This window comes from Acinetobacter lwoffii (assembly GCF_024129715.1).
Lineage (GTDB): Bacteria > Pseudomonadota > Gammaproteobacteria > Pseudomonadales > Moraxellaceae > Acinetobacter > Acinetobacter lwoffii_U.
The window spans coordinates 46250-64104 of the sequence record NZ_JAMXXM010000016.1 but is presented as its reverse complement, the minus strand read 5'-3'; the positions used below and the strand labels follow the sequence as shown (position 1 = coordinate 64104).

At 37.0% G+C, this 17855-nt stretch carries 15 protein-coding genes and 2 tRNA genes; 14 read left to right on the top strand and 3 right to left on the bottom strand.

All coding sequences use genetic code 11. From position 1 onward, the window contains the following. The first annotated feature begins 216 nt into the window (after nt 1–216). The 9 genes from NI462_RS10710 (at nt 217) to NI462_RS10670 (ending at nt 13467) form a co-directional block, all read left to right on the top strand. Nucleotides 217–1383: a phytanoyl-CoA dioxygenase family protein gene (locus NI462_RS10710; RefSeq protein WP_253160572.1), complete on the top strand. Its 1167-nt coding sequence runs from the start codon at nt 217–219 to the stop codon at nt 1381–1383. A gap of 208 nt (nt 1384–1591) precedes the next feature. Further along, nucleotides 1592–2419: an ABC transporter permease gene (locus tag NI462_RS10705; protein WP_253160570.1), complete on the top strand. Its 828-nt coding sequence runs from the start codon at nt 1592–1594 to the stop codon at nt 2417–2419. After that, nucleotides 2416–3078: an ABC transporter ATP-binding protein gene (locus tag NI462_RS10700; RefSeq protein ID WP_253160568.1), complete on the top strand. Its 663-nt coding sequence runs from the start codon at nt 2416–2418 to the stop codon at nt 3076–3078. Before NI462_RS10705 ends, NI462_RS10700 begins: the two co-directional genes overlap by 4 nt. Continuing rightward, on the top strand, nt 3068–4165 hold the full coding sequence (locus NI462_RS10695) for a KpsE/RkpR family capsule polysaccharide export protein (RefSeq protein WP_219307708.1): 1098 nt from the start codon (nt 3068–3070) through the stop codon (nt 4163–4165). The genes NI462_RS10700 and NI462_RS10695 overlap by 11 nt, the downstream gene beginning before the upstream one ends. Before the next feature lie 3 nt (nt 4166–4168). Continuing rightward, nucleotides 4169–5854 carry a polysaccharide biosynthesis/export family protein gene (locus NI462_RS10690; protein WP_219307706.1) on the top strand — a complete coding sequence of 562 codons (1686 nt, stop codon included), beginning with the start codon at nt 4169–4171 and terminating at the stop codon, nt 5852–5854. Between the two features lie 16 nt (nt 5855–5870). Beyond that, the gene (locus NI462_RS15135) at nt 5871–8093 is read left to right on the top strand and encodes a capsular polysaccharide export protein, LipB/KpsS family (RefSeq protein WP_219307704.1); all 2223 of its coding nucleotides are present in this window, start codon (nt 5871–5873) and stop codon (nt 8091–8093) included. 36 nt (nt 8094–8129) lie between these two features. Then, entirely contained in the window at nt 8130–10193 is a 2064-nt protein-coding gene (locus NI462_RS10680; protein WP_253160566.1) for a CatB-related O-acetyltransferase, read from the top strand. Nucleotides 10194–10203: 10 nt separating this feature from the next. Continuing rightward, the gene (locus NI462_RS10675) at nt 10204–12195 is read left to right on the top strand and encodes a capsule polysaccharide biogenesis protein (protein ID WP_253160564.1); all 1992 of its coding nucleotides are present in this window, start codon (nt 10204–10206) and stop codon (nt 12193–12195) included. Nucleotides 12196–12207: 12 nt separating this feature from the next. Next, nucleotides 12208–13467, top strand: coding sequence for a capsule polysaccharide biogenesis protein (locus NI462_RS10670; protein ID WP_219307698.1), 1260 nt, complete (start codon nt 12208–12210; stop codon nt 13465–13467). A gap of 173 nt (nt 13468–13640) precedes the next feature. On the opposite strand, the gene NI462_RS10665 is transcribed toward NI462_RS10670, so the two are convergent. Both NI462_RS10665 and NI462_RS10660 read right to left on the bottom strand, forming a co-directional pair. Next, nucleotides 13641–13716 (bottom strand) — tRNA-Gly (locus NI462_RS10665). 48 nt (nt 13717–13764) lie between these two features. Beyond that, a tRNA-Gly gene (locus NI462_RS10660) sits at nt 13765–13837 on the bottom strand. A 233-nt stretch (nt 13838–14070) separates the two neighbouring features. On the opposite strand from NI462_RS10660, the gene NI462_RS10655 reads away from it, so the two are divergent. The 5 genes from NI462_RS10655 (at nt 14071) to NI462_RS10635 (ending at nt 16911) form a co-directional block, all read left to right on the top strand. Next, nucleotides 14071–14379: a BolA family protein gene (locus NI462_RS10655; RefSeq protein ID WP_004280957.1), complete on the top strand. Its 309-nt coding sequence runs from the start codon at nt 14071–14073 to the stop codon at nt 14377–14379. Between the two features lie 9 nt (nt 14380–14388). Then, nucleotides 14389–14781, top strand: a complete 393-nt coding sequence (locus NI462_RS10650; protein ID WP_005245348.1) for a SirB2 family protein — start codon at nt 14389–14391, stop codon at nt 14779–14781. Between the two features lie 96 nt (nt 14782–14877). Next, nucleotides 14878–15714 (top strand): ParA family protein, encoded by an 837-nt coding sequence (locus tag NI462_RS10645; protein ID WP_004280959.1) that lies wholly within the window; start codon nt 14878–14880, stop codon nt 15712–15714. 13 nt (nt 15715–15727) lie between these two features. Beyond that, nucleotides 15728–16120: a hypothetical protein gene (locus NI462_RS10640; protein WP_005249588.1), complete on the top strand. Its 393-nt coding sequence runs from the start codon at nt 15728–15730 to the stop codon at nt 16118–16120. Between the two features lie 197 nt (nt 16121–16317). Then, entirely contained in the window at nt 16318–16911 is a 594-nt protein-coding gene (locus tag NI462_RS10635) for a threonine transporter RhtB (protein ID WP_253160562.1), read from the top strand. 37 nt (nt 16912–16948) lie between these two features. Here the strand turns inward: NI462_RS10635 and NI462_RS10630 are convergent, their stop codons facing one another. Then, on the bottom strand, nt 16949–17587 hold the full coding sequence (locus NI462_RS10630) for a DedA family protein (protein WP_121979887.1): 639 nt from the start codon (nt 17585–17587) through the stop codon (nt 16949–16951). Between the last annotated feature and the right edge of the window lie 268 nt (nt 17588–17855).

Below are 17855 nucleotides of genomic sequence, written 5' to 3'. Positions count from 1 at the left end.
CCGATTTGATAAGCTTGCACGAAATTACCAGTCTATGATTTACATTGCTTGCATATTTATTTGGTGTAAAGCCAAATGAGGACACGCCCTAGGGTTTTTTTAACATCTTCTAGATTTAAAAAACACTGTTTTTTTATGATTACTGGCAAAGGCGGCAAATGATCGAACAGAAGTATTACCGGGCGAGTTTATTTTTGGTTATAATTTTTTGAAATATTGATCCAATACAGAACAAGGTTAATCCAATTGAACATCTTTAAAAAAAATATTTTTGAAAATATTAAAAAACTGGATCAGCAAAAACAAAAAAAAATAGCTGCAGCTCAGGAGTTGGGCAAGATATTGGTTAAATCTCCAGGAAAATTTATATGGGATAGCATGGCTTTGCTCACGCAGTCCAAATCCTTTGAATCTAATGTTATATTAGGGAATCCTCGGTTAAATCAATTGGGTTTACATCGCTTCCGGGTTCAGTTTGCTGCAAAAATGGCAACACAACGCAGATTGAGGTTATCAAAGTTCATTCATCCGGCAGATGTCGAAAAATTTCAAAAAAATGGGTTTATATTCAGAGAAAACTTTTTAGCGGCAGATAAGTTTGCGCAATTAAAACAAGAATTATTGACGACTCCGCTGGAAACACGGGAAACCTTACAAGGGGATACAGTCACTCGCCGTATGGCATTAGATGGCAAAACCTTGAAGCACATGCCCGTCACCCAACAATTCCTGCATTCAGATGAATGGCGAAACCTGCTGAATTATGTTGCCAGCTTTAAAGTTCAGCCCATCTCTTACCTGCAAGTGATCTTTTCGCAGGTCAGAAAGGCCAAAGCGGACCCTCAAACGAATTTACATAGTGATACTTTTCATTCCAGCGCAAAAGCCTGGTTATTTCTAGAAGATGTCACTGAAGATGACGGCCCTTTTGTCTATGTACCCGGCTCGCATCAGTTAAATCCTGAACGCTTGAATTGGGAACAGCAGAAATCTGAGTCAATCACAGTAAAAACGGATGCCATGACCCGCCGAGGCTCTTTTCGAGTCTCTGAAAAAGAAGTGCTTGAATTAGGCTATGCCAAACCGCAAGCTTTTGCGGTGAAGGCCAATACATTGGTGATTGCAGATACCTATGGTTTTCATGCTAGAGCAAAAAGTCTCAAACCTTCGGTGAGGATTGAACTATGGACTTATGCACGTCGAAATCCATTTGTGCCTTGGTTAGGTTATGATCCGCTTTCTTTTCCTGTATTGAAATCAAATTTAGTGCCATGGTATTGGGCAAGTCTGGATTTCTTGGAAAAGCGGTATCAGCGAAATAATCCCTGGAAAAAAGTAGGTAAAAAGTGTGCAGCAGATCCTGCTGTTCTGACCAGTAAATAAGAAACGTTTTGAACTTAGAACACTGGATCGGCCTTGAATATGGACAAAAAAGCTCGTATTAAATAAAGCATAGATTGGATCTTTTCTCATTCTGCTGTCTACCACTTAAGTATAGGCAGGTTTATTTACTGGGGGTTTAACTTTCTTCTCTTTATTGATCGCTGTATGATAGTGAAAATTTTACATAATAAATTTACAAGTCATCGCAATGGAACCACAACGTCAGATGCCATTAAGAAAACTCCCACGCCTGAAAGCACGTGGTGGTTTACAGGTGATGTATGCATCGATACATGCATTATTGCTTCGGGAATTACAAACCCGCTTTGGTCAATACCGTCTAGGCTATTTATGGGTTTTTTTAGAGCCTTTATTGACTATTGGGATCATGGTGGTACTTTTTGGGACCGTCATGCAAAGAACACTACCGGGGATGGATTATGCTGTTTTTTTAATTAATGGCATTATTCCTTTCTTTATGTTTAGAACGGGAGTGACTTTGGGGATTAGTGCCACTGAATCCAATCGGGGTTTGTTTAGCTATCGCCCAGTCAAACCGATCGATGCTTTGCTCGCGCGTAATGTTCTCGAATTTCTGCTGAAATTTACTGCTTATATTGCTTTTACTGCAGCCTTTGTATGGTTTGGCTATCACATCAGTTTTGAACAAATTCCGCAACTTCTAGGCTATTGGGCGCTCTTATTTATATTTATGCTGGCGTGTAGCCTGATTTTTATTGTGATTGGCGATTTTTCAAAAGAATTAAATAAATTTCTTTCAGTATTCTTTTTAATTCTTTATTTTTTATCGGGTATTTTATATTCCATTCATATTATTCCAGTGGAATATCGCGAATATTTACTTTATAACCCCCTAATTCATATCTTTGAGTTAATGCGCCATGCGGTTGCGCCTACTTATAGTTTGGTGCCAGGAATTAGTCTAAGTTACTTCATGATATGGATGATTATTTCTTTATTTATAGGTTTACTTCTGTATAAGCGCTTTGAACGCCGTATGGTGAAATCGAAATGATCGAACTCAAAAATTTAACCAAATCATACGCAACGCCTAAAGGTCGGCATTATGTATTTAAAGATTTAAATGCGATTTTACCTGAAAACAAAAGTGTGGCCCTTTTAGGAAAAAATGGTGCCGGCAAGAGTACCTTGCTCCGGGTTATTGGAGGAATTGACTATGCTGATTCTGGAAGGGTAGTTACTAATAAAACCATTTCCTGGCCAGTCGCGTTGTCAGGTGGCTTTCAAGGCAGCCTAACAGCCAGACAGAATGTTCGCTTTGTCGCCAGACTTTATGTAAATCGTCATGATGAAGTTGAACATGTGGTAAATTTTGTTGAAGAGTTTGCTGAAATTGGTAAATACTTTGATATGCCGATGAAAAGTTACTCGAGTGGTATGCGTAGCCGGATTAGTTTTGGTTTAAGTATGGCCTTTAATTTTGATTATTATTTGCTGGATGAAGCGGGTGCTGTAGGGGATGCGTCTTTTCGAAAAAAGAGTCAGGCTCTGCTCGATGAACTTAAAGAAAATTCCAATATTATTATGGTTTCTCATGACTTAAAAGACTTGACCCGCAATTGTGATGTTGCTTTCTTGGTGCGGGATGGTAAAGCGGAATATTTTGATAATGTGCAAGATGCAGTAGGGGTATATAAAGCGTATGCAAGCTAAAATAAATAAGCGGCTTTGGATTGCCTATACCTGTTGTGTTCTTATTCCGGTATTGATTATTGTATTTTATCTTTTTGCCTTTGCGAAAGACCGTTTTCAGTCTTCTTCGATACTGTTGGTGAAGCAGGTGGCAGATACGCCAGTGGCTGATACTGCAGGAATAGGCGCTTTGTTGGGCGTGCCCAATACCAGTCGTGAAGACTCTCAAATTCTGAAAGAGTATATTGGCTCTCGCGATATGATCGAGAGGCTGGATCAAACGCTGAATCTGCGCAAAGAATTTTCATCGGTCAGTGACCCAATCTTTGCATTGCCTCAAGATGCCTCAATCGAAGACTTGGTTGAATATTTTAACAAAATGATTAAAGTCGAACTTGATGAGCAAACCATGATGCTACATGTACATGCTCAGGGCTTTTCGCCAGAGTTCTCACTGAAACTCAATCAAGAAGTATTAAAGCAAAGTGATGAGTTTATCAATGAAATTTCCCAGACCATTGCGCAAGAGCAGCAAGTATTTGCAGAGAAACAGTATACAGAAGCAACAGCGCAGTTAGATGAGGCTCGTCAGGCGGTACTCCAGTACCAAAATGAAAATGAAATCTTTGATCCCGAATTACAAGCCAAAGCGGTGGCTACACTGATTGCAGGTTTACAGAGTAGTTTGGCACAATTGAAAACTGAAGAGCGCACTTTACTTAGTTATTTGACGCCTGAAGCACCTCAAGTGGTGGCGTTACGGAGTCAAATCGCAGCCTTGCAACAGCAAATTAATACTGAAAGTTCAAAACTGACTTCACCAAATAATTTGAAATTGAATAAAAATGTAGCGGACTTTGAAGCTCTGAAAGCGCAGGTTGAATTTGCAGCTGATCTTTATAAAATCTCTTTGGTCTCTTTAGAAAAAGCTCGATTAGAAGCCTCACGTAAGCTCAAGAAATTGGTGGTGATTGCGACACCGCGTTTAGCCCAGGATGCTTTATATCCGCGTAAAGTCTATATCAGTCTAACTTCATTTATTTTGTTGAATATTATTTTTGGTATTGGATTGCTGATCCATTCGATTATCCGTGAGCACAGAGAATAAATTATGAAAAAAATTGCGTTATTATCAGTTTTATCATTGGCCTGTGCGACGGCTGGTTATGCATTTGATCCAAGTTTATTGCCAAGCGAAGTATCTCAGACCTTCAGTGGCGGAAATTTCGATACAGCAAGTGCTAACAGTACTGCCCTGTTAAACAGCCAGTCTGTGGTTGAGCTTTCTCCAAGCAGCTCAATGAAATATCCAATTCAAAACAAGATGTTTGGTTCACAGCTGTTTAAAGGCGCTTTTGCTTCAACTGCAGGATCAACCTTCAATAGTAGTTATCAGATTAACCCGGGCGATAATATTAATTTACGTCTCTGGGGCGCTTATCAGTTTAACGGCACTCAAACCGTCGATCCACAAGGCAATATTTTTATTCCAAATGTAGGGCCAGTCAAAGTCGCAGGTGTTCGAAATGGCAATTTGCAATCGGTAGTTGAAGCGCAGGTCCGCCGTATTTATGTCTCCAATGTGGGCGTGTATGCAGCCCTCGAGCAAGCCCAGCCCGTGAAGGTGATGGTCACCGGATTTGTCAATCAGCCGGGTAATTATGGTGGTGTCGCCAATGATAGTGTCATTGCTTACTTGGACCGTGCGGGTGGGGTGGATCCGGAGCGTGGCAGCTATATTGATATTAAAGTCATGCGCAATGGCCAAACGATTCAGCAGGTCGATTTATATGACTTTCTGCTACAAGGTCAAATTCGCCCTTTCTCTTTCCGGGATGGCGATGTGATTGTGGTAGGACAGCGCACGCATACCTTTAATGTTTCTGGTGAAGTCTATAACCAGCATGATTTTGAGTTTAACTCGCCTGCGGTTAGCTTGGCACAGGCATTGGCATTTGCCAAACTTAAACCTGGGGCGACCAATGTCAGTATTCAGCGTCGACAAGGTGCAGAGTATAGAAGTGAATATTACTCGCTGAATCAAGCGCATAATATAATGGTGGAAGATGGCGATATTGTCACCGTTACGGCTGACCGCTATGCGGGTACCATTCAAGTACGTGTGGATGGCGCACACAATGGTGCTCACGCCGTTGTATTGCCTTATGGCGCTAAACTGAGTGATGTATTGACGCAGCTACAACCGAATGCTTTGGCTGAAGTGGAATCTTTGCAATTGTTCCGTCCTTCTGTGGCCAAGCGCCAAAAAGAGATGTTAAATGTCGCTCTAGATAAGTTGGAAGAAACCACATTTAATGCACGCTCAAGCACGCAGGAAGAAGCAGCTTTACGTTTGCGCGATGCAGAATTGGTCAAGCAGTTTATTGCTAAAGCGCGTCAAGTAGAGCCTAAAGGGCAGGTGGTGCTGAATCCAGATACTTTTCAAGATGTGATATTGGAACAAGGCGATATTTTACATATTCCAGAAAAAACATCCGTGATTATGGTACATGGTGAAGTTGCTTTCCCAAATGGTATTGAATATAGAAATGGTTTAAGTGCCAAAAACTATATTGAGCAGGTCGGTGGTTTTAGCCAAAAATCGAATAAATCCAAAGTGATTGTGATTCGACAAAATGGTAAGGCTGAACTGGTGCGTAAAGGCGAAAAAATTAAGCAAGGTGATGAGATTTTAGTCTTGCCTAAAGCGCAGACTAAGGGTATTGAGTTAACGCGTGGTATTACTCAAGTGTTGTATCAAATTGCAGTAGCGGCGAAAGTTGCTTTAGATTTATAAGAATGAGGAAGTTTAAGTGATAACACAATTAGAAAGTTTTTTCGTAAAAGAAAATATATCTGTAACACCTAAAGATATTACCTATTGTTTATGTATAAGAGTAAGTGATATTACCCCTTGGATTTTAGAAAGATTAGAGTTTTGCTTAAGTTATTATAGTCCACAGCCGGAAATTAATGTTGTAGATTTTGGCTCTGAGGATTTTTTTGCTACAGAGATTAAAAATATTTGTGAAAAATATGGAGCAAATTATATTTTTGAGAATGATAGAGAGGAATTTTCACTAGCTAAAGCACGTAATATTGCTGTTAATAATGTAAAAACTAAATATTTTCTTTTATCTGATATAGATTTTGTATTTGATAAAAATGTTTTTGCTAATTTAGCGAAAGATGCAGAACAATTAAAAATGCATATTTATCCAAAAAGATTTTTAACAATGTCAATATGTCATTTAGAGGAAAATGAAACAAATAAATTTTGGAATAGTGAAGATAAAGTAAGTTTTATCAAAGAGTTAGATTATTTTGTTTCTAAAGCTGAATATGGAAAAGATATAGAATTCTATACAAGCTATAGTAATGTATTTTTCATGACTAAGGAACTATTTAATTTAATAGGAGGATACTGTGACAAATTTAGAGGGCATGGTTCAGAAGATTTTGATTTAATGTTAAGAATTGGGTTGATCTGCTCAGATATCCCTAAGCCAGAACAATTAAATAAAGACTTTTATGGTCCATTAAAAGATTCTTTTTGGGGAGATAAAAATTATTCAGGTTTCAGAAGATATATTGAAGCTGTGATGTTTTCTAATGAAAGTCTAGGATATAAAGCTTACCATTTATGGCATCCAAAACCAAAAAGTAATGGTTATTGGACTAATAACAATGACTGGAAGAGAGAGAAATTTAATGAAGTGATTTCAGCTTATATTGAAAAAGAGGAAAAGGTATTAGAAGCTGATTATTTAATTAAAGATAAAAACTGTCTTTGCTTAATGAATGACTATAAAAACTGGAGATATTTTTTACCATTAAAATATCTTGGTTATAATTTAAAAGTTTTATCAAGGAATAATTTGGAAGAAATTGTCGAAGGTTATAAGCTTATTTCTGAAGGCAAAGTTGATTTTTTATGTATGTTTAATCCATATATGAAAAGTCATAAGAAATATAAAGATTTATTTGATTTTGCAAAGAAAAATGGTGTAGAGGTTTCAGTTGTAGAGCGAGGAGGTCTGCCAAACTCTATCTATTATGCTAACCAAGTTAGTTATGATGATAATGACTTTAAAAATACAAAAATATTAGATAAAGAACTAAGTGAAGAAGATATTTTTTTAACAAAAAACTATATAAATAGTTTAGTAACAGGGTCTCATACTTTAGAGTCAATGGAGACTTATGATGAAACGATTTCTAAACCAAGTATAGAAATACTAAAATTTAAACAATCTATTTTTATTCCTCTTCAACTTAATGATGATATGGCTGTTACATTTTTTAATGAAGGTTATTTAAAATATGACGAGTTTTTAGATGAATTAGAAAATACTATAATTAAAAATAAAAATATCCAATTTGTCATTAAGCCACACCCATTAGATAAAAAAGCTAATAGATTTAATTATGAAAATGTAACCAATTTAAATAATGAGAATATACATGCTGTAATAGATTGTGTAAATGCTGTTCTTTTATATAATTCAGGTGTGGGGTTGTTAGCGCTTGCACATAATAAACCTGTTTATACTGTTGGTAATGCATATTATAGTTTTAATGGTGCATTGACTAAGCAGATAGAAAGTCTGGAGATTATTATTAAAGACTTATATAATAATAAAGTATTTGATTTAAATGAAAGTAAAACTATAAACTTGTTTAACTGGTTGATTACAGAAAAATATAGTTGGTTTACTGCAAAAGATATTATTAAAGAGTTTGATAATAGAAAATCACATGCCTACGATTATATTAATGTCGAGTTTTTTAACTTTAAAGGAAAAACATGGTTTTCTGGTTTAAATCCTCTTTTTAGCTATAATAATAGAAGTTATTTAAATGCTATGTTGAAAATTGAAAACTTAAAGAGTGCTACTACTAGTGCAGTAGATAAAAAAGTATTAAAAAAATCTGATAAATTAGCTAGTGAAATATCTCCTTTAATGAGAAAAATCAGGAAATTAAAGAGAGATCCAAAAGCTTTTGTTGTAGATTTTATTAAGAAAAAAATATAAATATAGGATAAATTTCCTTTTTAATTGGATGTGGAAATGTTAAATTATTTAGATAACTTATTGAATGAAAATAAAATTGAAGGTTATGGGTTTGTTGAGGAGTTTTGCTTAATTAACTCTTGGAAGATTAGAGGTTTTTTTTCTATTGGCGCTTATACTAATATTAGTAAGAATGCTAATATTCGAGATGTAATTATTGGAAGATTTAGCAAAATAGATTCGAACGTTAATATAGGTAAATTTCTAGGTGAAAAAAATATATTTTCAAATAGTGATTTCTCTAATGGAATACCTCAAGTAATTTCAAGTGATTATGAAAAAATATCGAAAAACCGATTTTTTTATAATAAAACTCCATTAACTAAAATTGGTAATGATGTATGGATACAGGAAAACTGTATTATTAAATCGGGTGTTACTATATCGGATGGAGTTATAGTTCTTCCTAACTCTCTTGTAATTGATGATTTACCTCCATTTTCAATTTGTTCTGGAAATCCTGCACAAGTAATTGGTTATAGATTTGAATTTGAGATAATTGAGAGATTGCAAAAATATAGATGGTGGGATAAAGATATATTTAAATTAGAATCTGTTAATTACTCAAATATAAAAAAGATATTAAATACAAATTTAGACAATAAAAAATATCAACGATTCTTTGTTGATAGTTTTGATAGTAGAGTAATTAAAGATAATTTAGATCGTGTATTAATAGGACCTTCACATATAAAGAGATGGCGTGATAAAATATATAATGGTGATATTTTCTATCCAAATTTTTATTTAATAGGTTTTTCTGGCTTAAGTCTTTATGATAAAAGTTTAATAAGGTGGATTGATTTTTTTACTGAAATTGGGAAAGAAATTTTTTTAATGGTACCTGATTTTAGAATAGGTAATTCTTATATTTTAAATAAATCTTTAAATCCTACTTTTATTGATAAAGATCTAATTAATTTAGAGAATGATACTATTTTATATAATGAAGCAATTAAAATCCTTGATCACTTTGTAAAATTAAATGATAAAATAAAATTTATTTTTTGGTGCCTAGGTGCTAGGGAAAATTTGAATATTAAGAATAATAAATATATAGTTAATGGGTCTTATAAGCACCCCATATGGAATTTAGAAAAATTAAATAATCTTTATTCTAATAACACTCTGCAATTAGATAGTAGTTTTAACTTTGAAGATATGATTGAAAATGATGGCACAGTTCATCCAACTAACTTGGGCTATAATTTTATAAAAAATATAATAAATGGGAGAAATGCCTTTTCCAATATTAAAAAAAATAAATATAAACCAAATATATTGATTAGAACTTATCGTTGGGATGAAGTTAATAATCTATTAGCTTTATATTATAAAGAAAAGGGTGCAAATGTTATTTTTGTTGTAGATGAAACAAAAAATATCGTTAATATTCCTAGTGAGTGGTCAAAAGTATCTATAAATAAAGATAAAATAAAGAATAAATTTCTAAGATATCAAGATGATATAATGTGGCGTTCAGGAGATTACTGCTATTATTTTGCTTTTGATGAATTTCCTGAAATGGAGAGAGCTTGGTTAGTAGAAGATGAAGCTATTATTTATTCAGATGATTTTTTAAATTTTTTAGAAAAATTTGAAATGCATAATATTGATTTTTACGCAGGAAAATTTGGTAAGAGAGGTAATAAAAATTATTTATACAAAACTATAGATTTTATTAATAGATATCCTTACGGATGTATTTATTCAATTTCTATGATGACTAACTCCTATGCTAAATTTCTATATAAAAAGCGTGTAGAATTAAATAACTATTTTATTCAAAATAATTTAGAAAATGATAAATGGATGAATGATGAGTATTTTAGTATTAATATGAGTTATGGTACCCAATATTGTATAGCTGCTCTGCAGGATGTTAGTCGTTGGTGTTGTTCACAGACACTCCATTTCAGTACTCAGAAAGTTTTAATGAAAACGTCAAAATCTCTTAATTTTGAATATCAGAATCGTTTTTATCATCCCATTCTTGTAGAGGGTTTAGATGATTCTAATAGTTTAAAACGTAATAAAAGTTTACTTAATAAGTATTTGTAATGAATTATTTATGTATCTAAATGCTAATAAAAATATCTTATCTATAGTTAATCTCTATAAATATATTTTTAATAATCAAACCAACCTGCGAGTAAGTTGTGGCTGGGGCCGTAAAAAAAGTTTCTTTAAAGCCCAAGCCTTAGCCAAACAAAAAGGTCTGACAGCTCTCTGCCTGGAGGATGGTTTTGTCCGCTCTCTGGGCTTGGGTAAAGATGGTTATCCACCTCTATCGCTTGTTGTTGATGAAATGGGGATTTATTTTGATGCCCTACAGCCATCAAACCTAGAAAACCTTATTTTAAAAGATGAGAGTGTTAGAGATAATCTTCGTGCCCAGCATGCCATCGACCAAATTTTAAAATTTGGAATTACTAAATATAATCAAAAATTTCAAACAATAGATTTAGGTAAGTTTGATCGAAAAATTAAAAATATTTTAGTTATTGATCAAACTTTTGGTGATCAATCAATCAAATACGCAGGGGCTACTCCTGACACCTTTAAAAGCATGTTAAGACAAGCCTGTATTGATCACCCAGATGCGATTATATGGGTAAAAACCCATCCAGATGTCTTGGCAGGCAAAGCACAATCCCATTTTCAACCGCAAGATTTAGCATCTGCCAATATTCGGGTTTTAACGGAAGCCTATAATCCGATTGAGCTATTGGGCTATATGAGCGAAGTCTATGTGGTCAGTTCACAATTGGGCTTTGAAGCCTTGCTTTGTGGCAAGAAAGTTCATTGTTTTGGGGTTCCCTGGTATGCGGGATGGGGGCTGACAGATGATCAATATGCACCTTTGGAAATTTTAAATGGAAGACGTGGTGTCAAATGTTCCCTCAACCATTTATTTGCATCTGCTTATTTTCATTATGCACGCTATGTCAATCCAGTTACTGGTGAGCGCTGTGAATGTGAAGATATTATAGATCTGATTATTCCGAATATTGAATTTCAAAAACGTCTAGGTCAATCCTATATTGCGTATGGTTTTAGTCCCTGGAAAAAGAAATTTATTGCGGACTTTTTAAGCTTTCCAAAGCTTAGTCTAAAATTTCAACGCTATCTAAAGCCTAAAAAAAATCAGCCAACTCTTGCTTGGGGCAAAAAAGCGCAACGACTGAAAGATCAGAATTATCTAAATGTGATTACTGTAGAGGATGGATTTATCCGATCTGTTGGATTGGGCGCCACTTTAATTCGACCATGTTCGCTCGTTTTTGATGATGTCGGTATCTATTATGACGCGACAAAACCATCAGGAATTGAGAATCTTCTCAATCAAGTTAATCTTACCGAACAGCAGCTTCAAAGAGCACGTGATTTACAGCAAAAGCTGATCGATCTGAATATTTCAAAATACAATGTAGGTGAGTCAAGGCCATTAAAACGTCCTCAGCATTCGCGGGTTTTATTGGTCGTGGGGCAGGTTGAAGATGATATGTCGATTCAGCTCGGCGGAATGGGTATTAAGACCAATCTGGATTTGCTGAAACAGGTGCGGGGAGATCATCCTGACAGTTATATTATCTATAAACCCCATCCAGATGTACAAACGGGTCTGCGGGTCGGGAAAATTTCCGACCAAGACATGTTGACCTATGCTAACCAGATTGAATTGAACACCTCTATTTTAGAATGTTTTGAAATTTGTGATGAGGTACATACCATAACCTCACTTAGTGGCTTTGAGGCTTTGATTCGAGGCTTAAAAGTTTATTGTTATGGTTTACCATTTTATGCAGGTTGGGGATTAACACAGGACTTGTATTCATCACAAAGACGCAACAATAAAAATATAACCTTAGAAACTTTGTTATATGTAACTCTAGTAGAATATCCTACATATAATTTACCGCATACTCGAGCATCGGGTATTCCCTTGGTGCGTCCCGAGGATGTGATCGCTTATATTAAAAGTCAATTAGATCAACCGGTAGCTCATGATCATAGGTATAAGCGTGTATTATTACATTTATATAACAAGTTAAAAAAATAGGTTAGTTTCTTTATGTCAGTTCATGTGAATCGTTTATTGCTTTCTGAACGGGTTCTGTTATTACAGGGGCCGATGGGGAGTTTTTTTAATCGTTTTTCTGCCTGGCTCAAAGACCATGATATTCAATGTTTTAAAGTGAACCTGAACGGCGGAGATCAATTTTTTTCGCGTTCTTTTGAATACAACTTTGATTTTACAGGTGCTTACGCCGATTTTTCGACCTGGATCGAAGACTTGCTTTTGTCTCAAGAGATTGATGCAGTGGTCTGTTTTGGAGACTGCCGCAAGTATCATCAAGCTGCAAAAAAAGTTGCCTTAAAGCATCGAATTAACTTTTTTGCTTTTGAAGAAGGCTATATTCGGCCGAACTATATTACGTTTGAGCAAGATGGGGTAAATTTCTTTTCCAACTTCTTATCGCATTTAAAATTAAAAACAAAAAAACCTAAAAATACCCAAGTGAAAAAAGTATCTGAAGTCAATAATAGTTATCGTTCGATGCTGATCAGTGTCATGGTCTATTATGTATTTATGCTGCTTTTCTCTTGGAAATACCCGCATTATAAACATCATCGGCAGATGAGTATCTGGTCGGAAATTTATTATTGGGTCTGGTCGGGTGTGCGACGGATTAAAAATTCTTTCGTAGAAGAAAAGCAGTTTAATGCATTTATACAGGCCTATAAAAAACGTTATTTTGTATTTGCACTACAAGTACATAATGACTTTCAGATTCGTACCCATTCTGATTTAAAATGCATGAAAAAATACATTGAAATGGTCATGCAGGATTTTGCACAACATGCAGACCCCTATCATCATTTGGTGCTCAAACATCATCCGATGGATCGTGGCTATCGTAATTATGCCTCTTATATTCGTAAGCTAGCAAAGTCTCACGATGTTGAAGGGCGTGTTCACTATTTTTGTGATATTCATTTGCCTACACTATTAAAAAATAGTCTGGGTTTTGTTGCAGTAAATAGTACGACAGGTATTCAGGCTTTGTACCACCATATTCCTGTCAAGGTATTGGGTTATGCACTTTATAATTTACCTAAATTGACCAACCAACGTCCTTTGGCTAAATTCTGGAGAAATCCAGGTAAGGTCGATCAGGTGTATTTCAACTATTTCCGTGAAGAGCTAATTAATTATTCCCAATTGAATGGGGCTTTTTATGGTGATTCTCCTTGGATGAATGATTATGATTTATCACATATCGAGGTAGATGTTGAAATGCAACAAGCCAATAATCCTGTTTCCATCTGATAGAGATAAGATCATTACTGGTTTATATAAGCAATTATTTATAAAATTTAGGGGTCTTTTCTAGGAAAGATCCTTGAGTACTTTTGTTTAATCTTTACTAAAAAAATAATGATAATAAGAGATTTAACACAATAAAAAAGCCCCGATCTTTCGATCAGGGCTTTTTTAGAATCTGGAGCGGGAAAGGAGACTCGAACTCCCGACCCCAACCTTGGCAAGGTTATGCTCTACCAACTGAGCTATTCCCGCGGAGTCTATAAAGTTTTTTAAATGAAAAAACTAAATGAAAAAATTTTGAGCGGGAAAGGAGACTCGAACTCCCGACCCCAACCTTGGCAAGGTTATGCTCTACCAACTGAGCTATTCCCGCATGCCGTGTATAATACAGCATGCAAAAATGTGGTCAACACCTTTGTTAAAAATCTTGTATCAATTGCATAAAATAAAAGCAAAATGCTGTAGACCAGACAATAAATAACCAATATCTATATAGAAATCAATGAAATTTCGCCACAATCAACGGATTGCATCTGAACAGATTACCGAAATACTCGGCAGAACAAGGTATACTGAGACCATATTTTTGAAGATTGGAGTCAGGCCATGAGCTTAGAACAACAACTGAAAGATCGTTTGGCGCAATTATCCCCAACCCATTTGGAAGTGGTGAATGAGTCTTCGGGTCATGGTGGTTATTTCCCGGGAAAAGAATCGCATTTTAAAACCGTGATTGTGAGTCAGGCATTTGCCGGTTTGCGCCCCGTCCAGCGTCATCAGAAAGTTTATGCTGCTGCGGGTGATCTGCTGTCAAAAGACAAGATTCATGCGCTGGCCATTCATGCATTTTTGCCTGAAGAATGGGCAGGTCAGGATACGACCAGTCCTGCTTGTGCACACGCACCTAAAAACTAAGAGGAAATGATGGAAACCCAACTTTTAGTCAAGATTATCCATATGTCGGTAGCAGGACTGGCGATTGTCGCCATTCTTGCCCGTGCCTTGACCTTGTTTGTCGGCACACAGGGAAATATGCCTAATCCGGTAGCACGTACAGCGCTAGTCGCTTTACAGCATTTAGCTATCACGGTGATTGCACTGACCGGTATAGTATCGCTCGTCCTGAAAGACTTTGATGTACAGCCTTGGTTCTATGCCAAAGTCATTTTATTTTTGGTGCTGGTGTCCTCGCTAGGCAAAGCCTATAAAAAAGATGATTCGATCTTGCTGTCGCAGCGTCGGGCTGGCTTAGTTATTGCTGTAGTTTCATTGGTGTCTATTCTGGCTTTGGTGATGATCAAGCCGAATTTTGGCTAAAAGCAGGCTGGCTGTGATGATCAGCACAGCCAGTCCATGCAAATAATTAGAAAATACAAATGTTGTAAAAGTAATTAAAAATGTGAGGAGGGGGACATGCGTACACGTGTGGTATTTAATCAAAAGGGTGGGGTAGGCAAGTCGAGTATTACTGTCAATCTGGCAGCGATCAGTGCACATCAGGGTTTAAAAACCTTATTGATTGACCTGGATCCGCAGGCCAACTCTAGCCAGTATGTGCTGGGTGATGATGCGACGTATTCTAGTGACAAGCCGGCACTCGAACCGAATATCGAAAACTATTTTGAAGATGTACTCGGTAATCAGCAAAGCAAGGGCTTGCTTGGTAATGCGATTGGCTCGATTTTAAAAAGTCGTAGCAAAGGTCTGGAAAGCTATGTGCATCAATCTTCTTTTAAACATCTGGATGTTATTCCGGCTAGCCCGACACTGGGTGCATTGGCCCATGCACTGGAGTCCAAGCACAAGATTTACAAGTTAAGAGATGCCTTGCAACAACTGTCGGGACATTACGACCGGGTATTTATTGATACACCGCCTGCATTCAATTTCTTTACCCTCTCTGCTCTCATTGCGGCGAACCGCGTGCTGATTCCATTTGACTGTGATGTATTTTCTAAACGTGCCCTACAGACCCTGATTGAAAATGTCATTGAAACCCAGGATGACCATAATGAAGGGCTGGAAATCGAAGGGATTGTCGTGAACCAGTTTCAGGCACAGGCCAAATTACCGCGTGAAGTGGTACAACAGCTCAAAGATGAAGGCTTACCGGTCCTCGACAGTATGTTGCCACCCTCGATCTTGATGAAAGAATCTCATCAGAAAAATCAGCCTTTGATTCATTTGGCTACTGATCATAAATTGACTCAGGCCTATCAATCGTTGTTCAATGAGATAGAGCAGAATTAAGATCGAGTTAGCTATGAAACTTGTGAAAGTAAGCCTGAGTATTGCTGCACTGGCATTACTGAGTGCCTGTGCAACGCCGGTAAAACCGACTTATGTGTCGCCCACCCTCTATCAGACTTTGGGTTGTTCGCAATTACAGGGTGAATATAATCGTATTCAGCAGTATATCGACAATGGCGTTGAACCACCGAAACGTACTGGCGTCGGTGTGGGCGTTGGTCTTGGCGGTGGTTGGGGTAGTCGCGGTGGATGGGGTATTGGCCCGAGTGTTTCAGTCAATATGGGACAGTCATCCGATACCAAAAGAACCGAACTGGCACGGCTTTTAGGCGAGCAGGAAGCGATTGTACAGGCCGCGCGTTATAAGAACTGTTCGATCATCGTTCGGCAGGCGACGCCTAAATAAATCATTCAACATTAAACGGATAAATGCTGACTTCGGGTCGGCATTTTTTATTGCTTTCACCAAGAATAGGGCAGTTTAAATTAAGATAAAACTCACGGGAAATTGACCAGAGTGTATATAAATCTGAAATTTATAAGCTTGTTATCCCACTCCCATATTGATTAAGCTACAACCTTGGCCCGGAAAAGTTCATTGCGATGATTGAAAATTGGTTATTTGTTTTAGGACTCATTGCTGTGTTGATGGTTCCAGGGCCCGCCAATGCCTTGGTGGCCAGCTCTGCTCATCAGCAGGGGCAGGCTAAAACCAGTCTCTATCTTCCTGCTATTTTACTCGGCTATTTTTATGCCATTAATGTCTGGGCCTTGTTGATTCATCTGGCGTCACCGATCTGGCCAAATTTTAAAGGCTTGGTCTATGTACTGAGTACCATCTGTGTGGGCTGGATGACCTTGCATTTATATAAGGCTCAGCAGTTAGAACGTTACAGCAAGACCCATCCGCAGATTCGCCCCTGGCAAATGTTTACCACTACCTTAAAAAATCCTAAAGCAGCATTGTTGGCCTCTGGAATTTTACCGATGGAAACCTGGCAAAGCCCGACCAACTTCGTTCTGGTTTTTGCTGCCTTTGGCTTGAGCACCGTTCCGGTCGGGATTTTCTGGATGGTCTTTGGTCAGGCCATTTTGACCAGTTCATCTGAAAAAATAAAAGCCGGCCTCATTTATAAAGGCGCGGCTCTATTTATCCTGCTTTGTCTGATCCCACTCCTGATCAAGCTCTGGGATTAAGCGCACAGGCTGTAAAAAATCTTAATGTAAAAAGTTCTTAAGCTGTTTTACTTTTTTTTAGCTTTTGTTGAATAAAGCCAATCACACCTGGCAATACACTTAAAATAATGATGCCAAAAATTAGATAGGTGAAGTTGTCTTTAATGATCGGCATATTGCCAAACATATAGCCCAAAATGACAAATGATCCAATCCAGGCGAATGCACCCACCACATTATAGGTCAGGAAATATTTGTAATTCATGCTGCCAGCACCGGCAACGAAGGGTGCAAAGGTACGGGCAAAAGGAACAAAACGCGCGAAAATAATAGTCTTACCACCATGTCTGGCAAAGAATTGCTGGGTCGCCAATAAATGTTTTTTATTGATGAAGCGCGATTCGATCTCGAAAACCCGAGGACCAATATATTTACCAATATGATAATTCAGGGTGTCGCCCAATACTGCCGCCACAAACAAGAGTGGAATCAGCACCCATGGATCCATCGCACCTGTAGAAGCTGCCAGTGCACCTGCTGCAAATAGCAAGCTGTCGCCGGGCAGGAACGGCATCACCACCAAACCTGTTTCTACAAAGATAATCAGGAAAAGAATGGCATAAATCCAGATCCCGTAATTGGTGATAAATTCAAGCAAGTGATCATCAACATGCAAGATAAAATCAATCAGTTCCATGAGCTCAGTACAAGCAAAAGTGTGGTCAAATCCTAACAGCCCGGGGCATGAAAGTCAGTACCAGAAAGTAAAATAATTAATGCTTCATCGATCTTCAATTGAGCAAAAATTTCTCTTACATATTATCTTCGGATTTTTATAAAAACAGGCTTAGTTGGATCAAATCTTGAGCTTAAAAATATAAAATGACAGACTCAACAAGGCATCCGAAGGGATGCTTTGTTGTGCTAGAAATATAATGCAATCAACTAAATGCATACCTCATGCG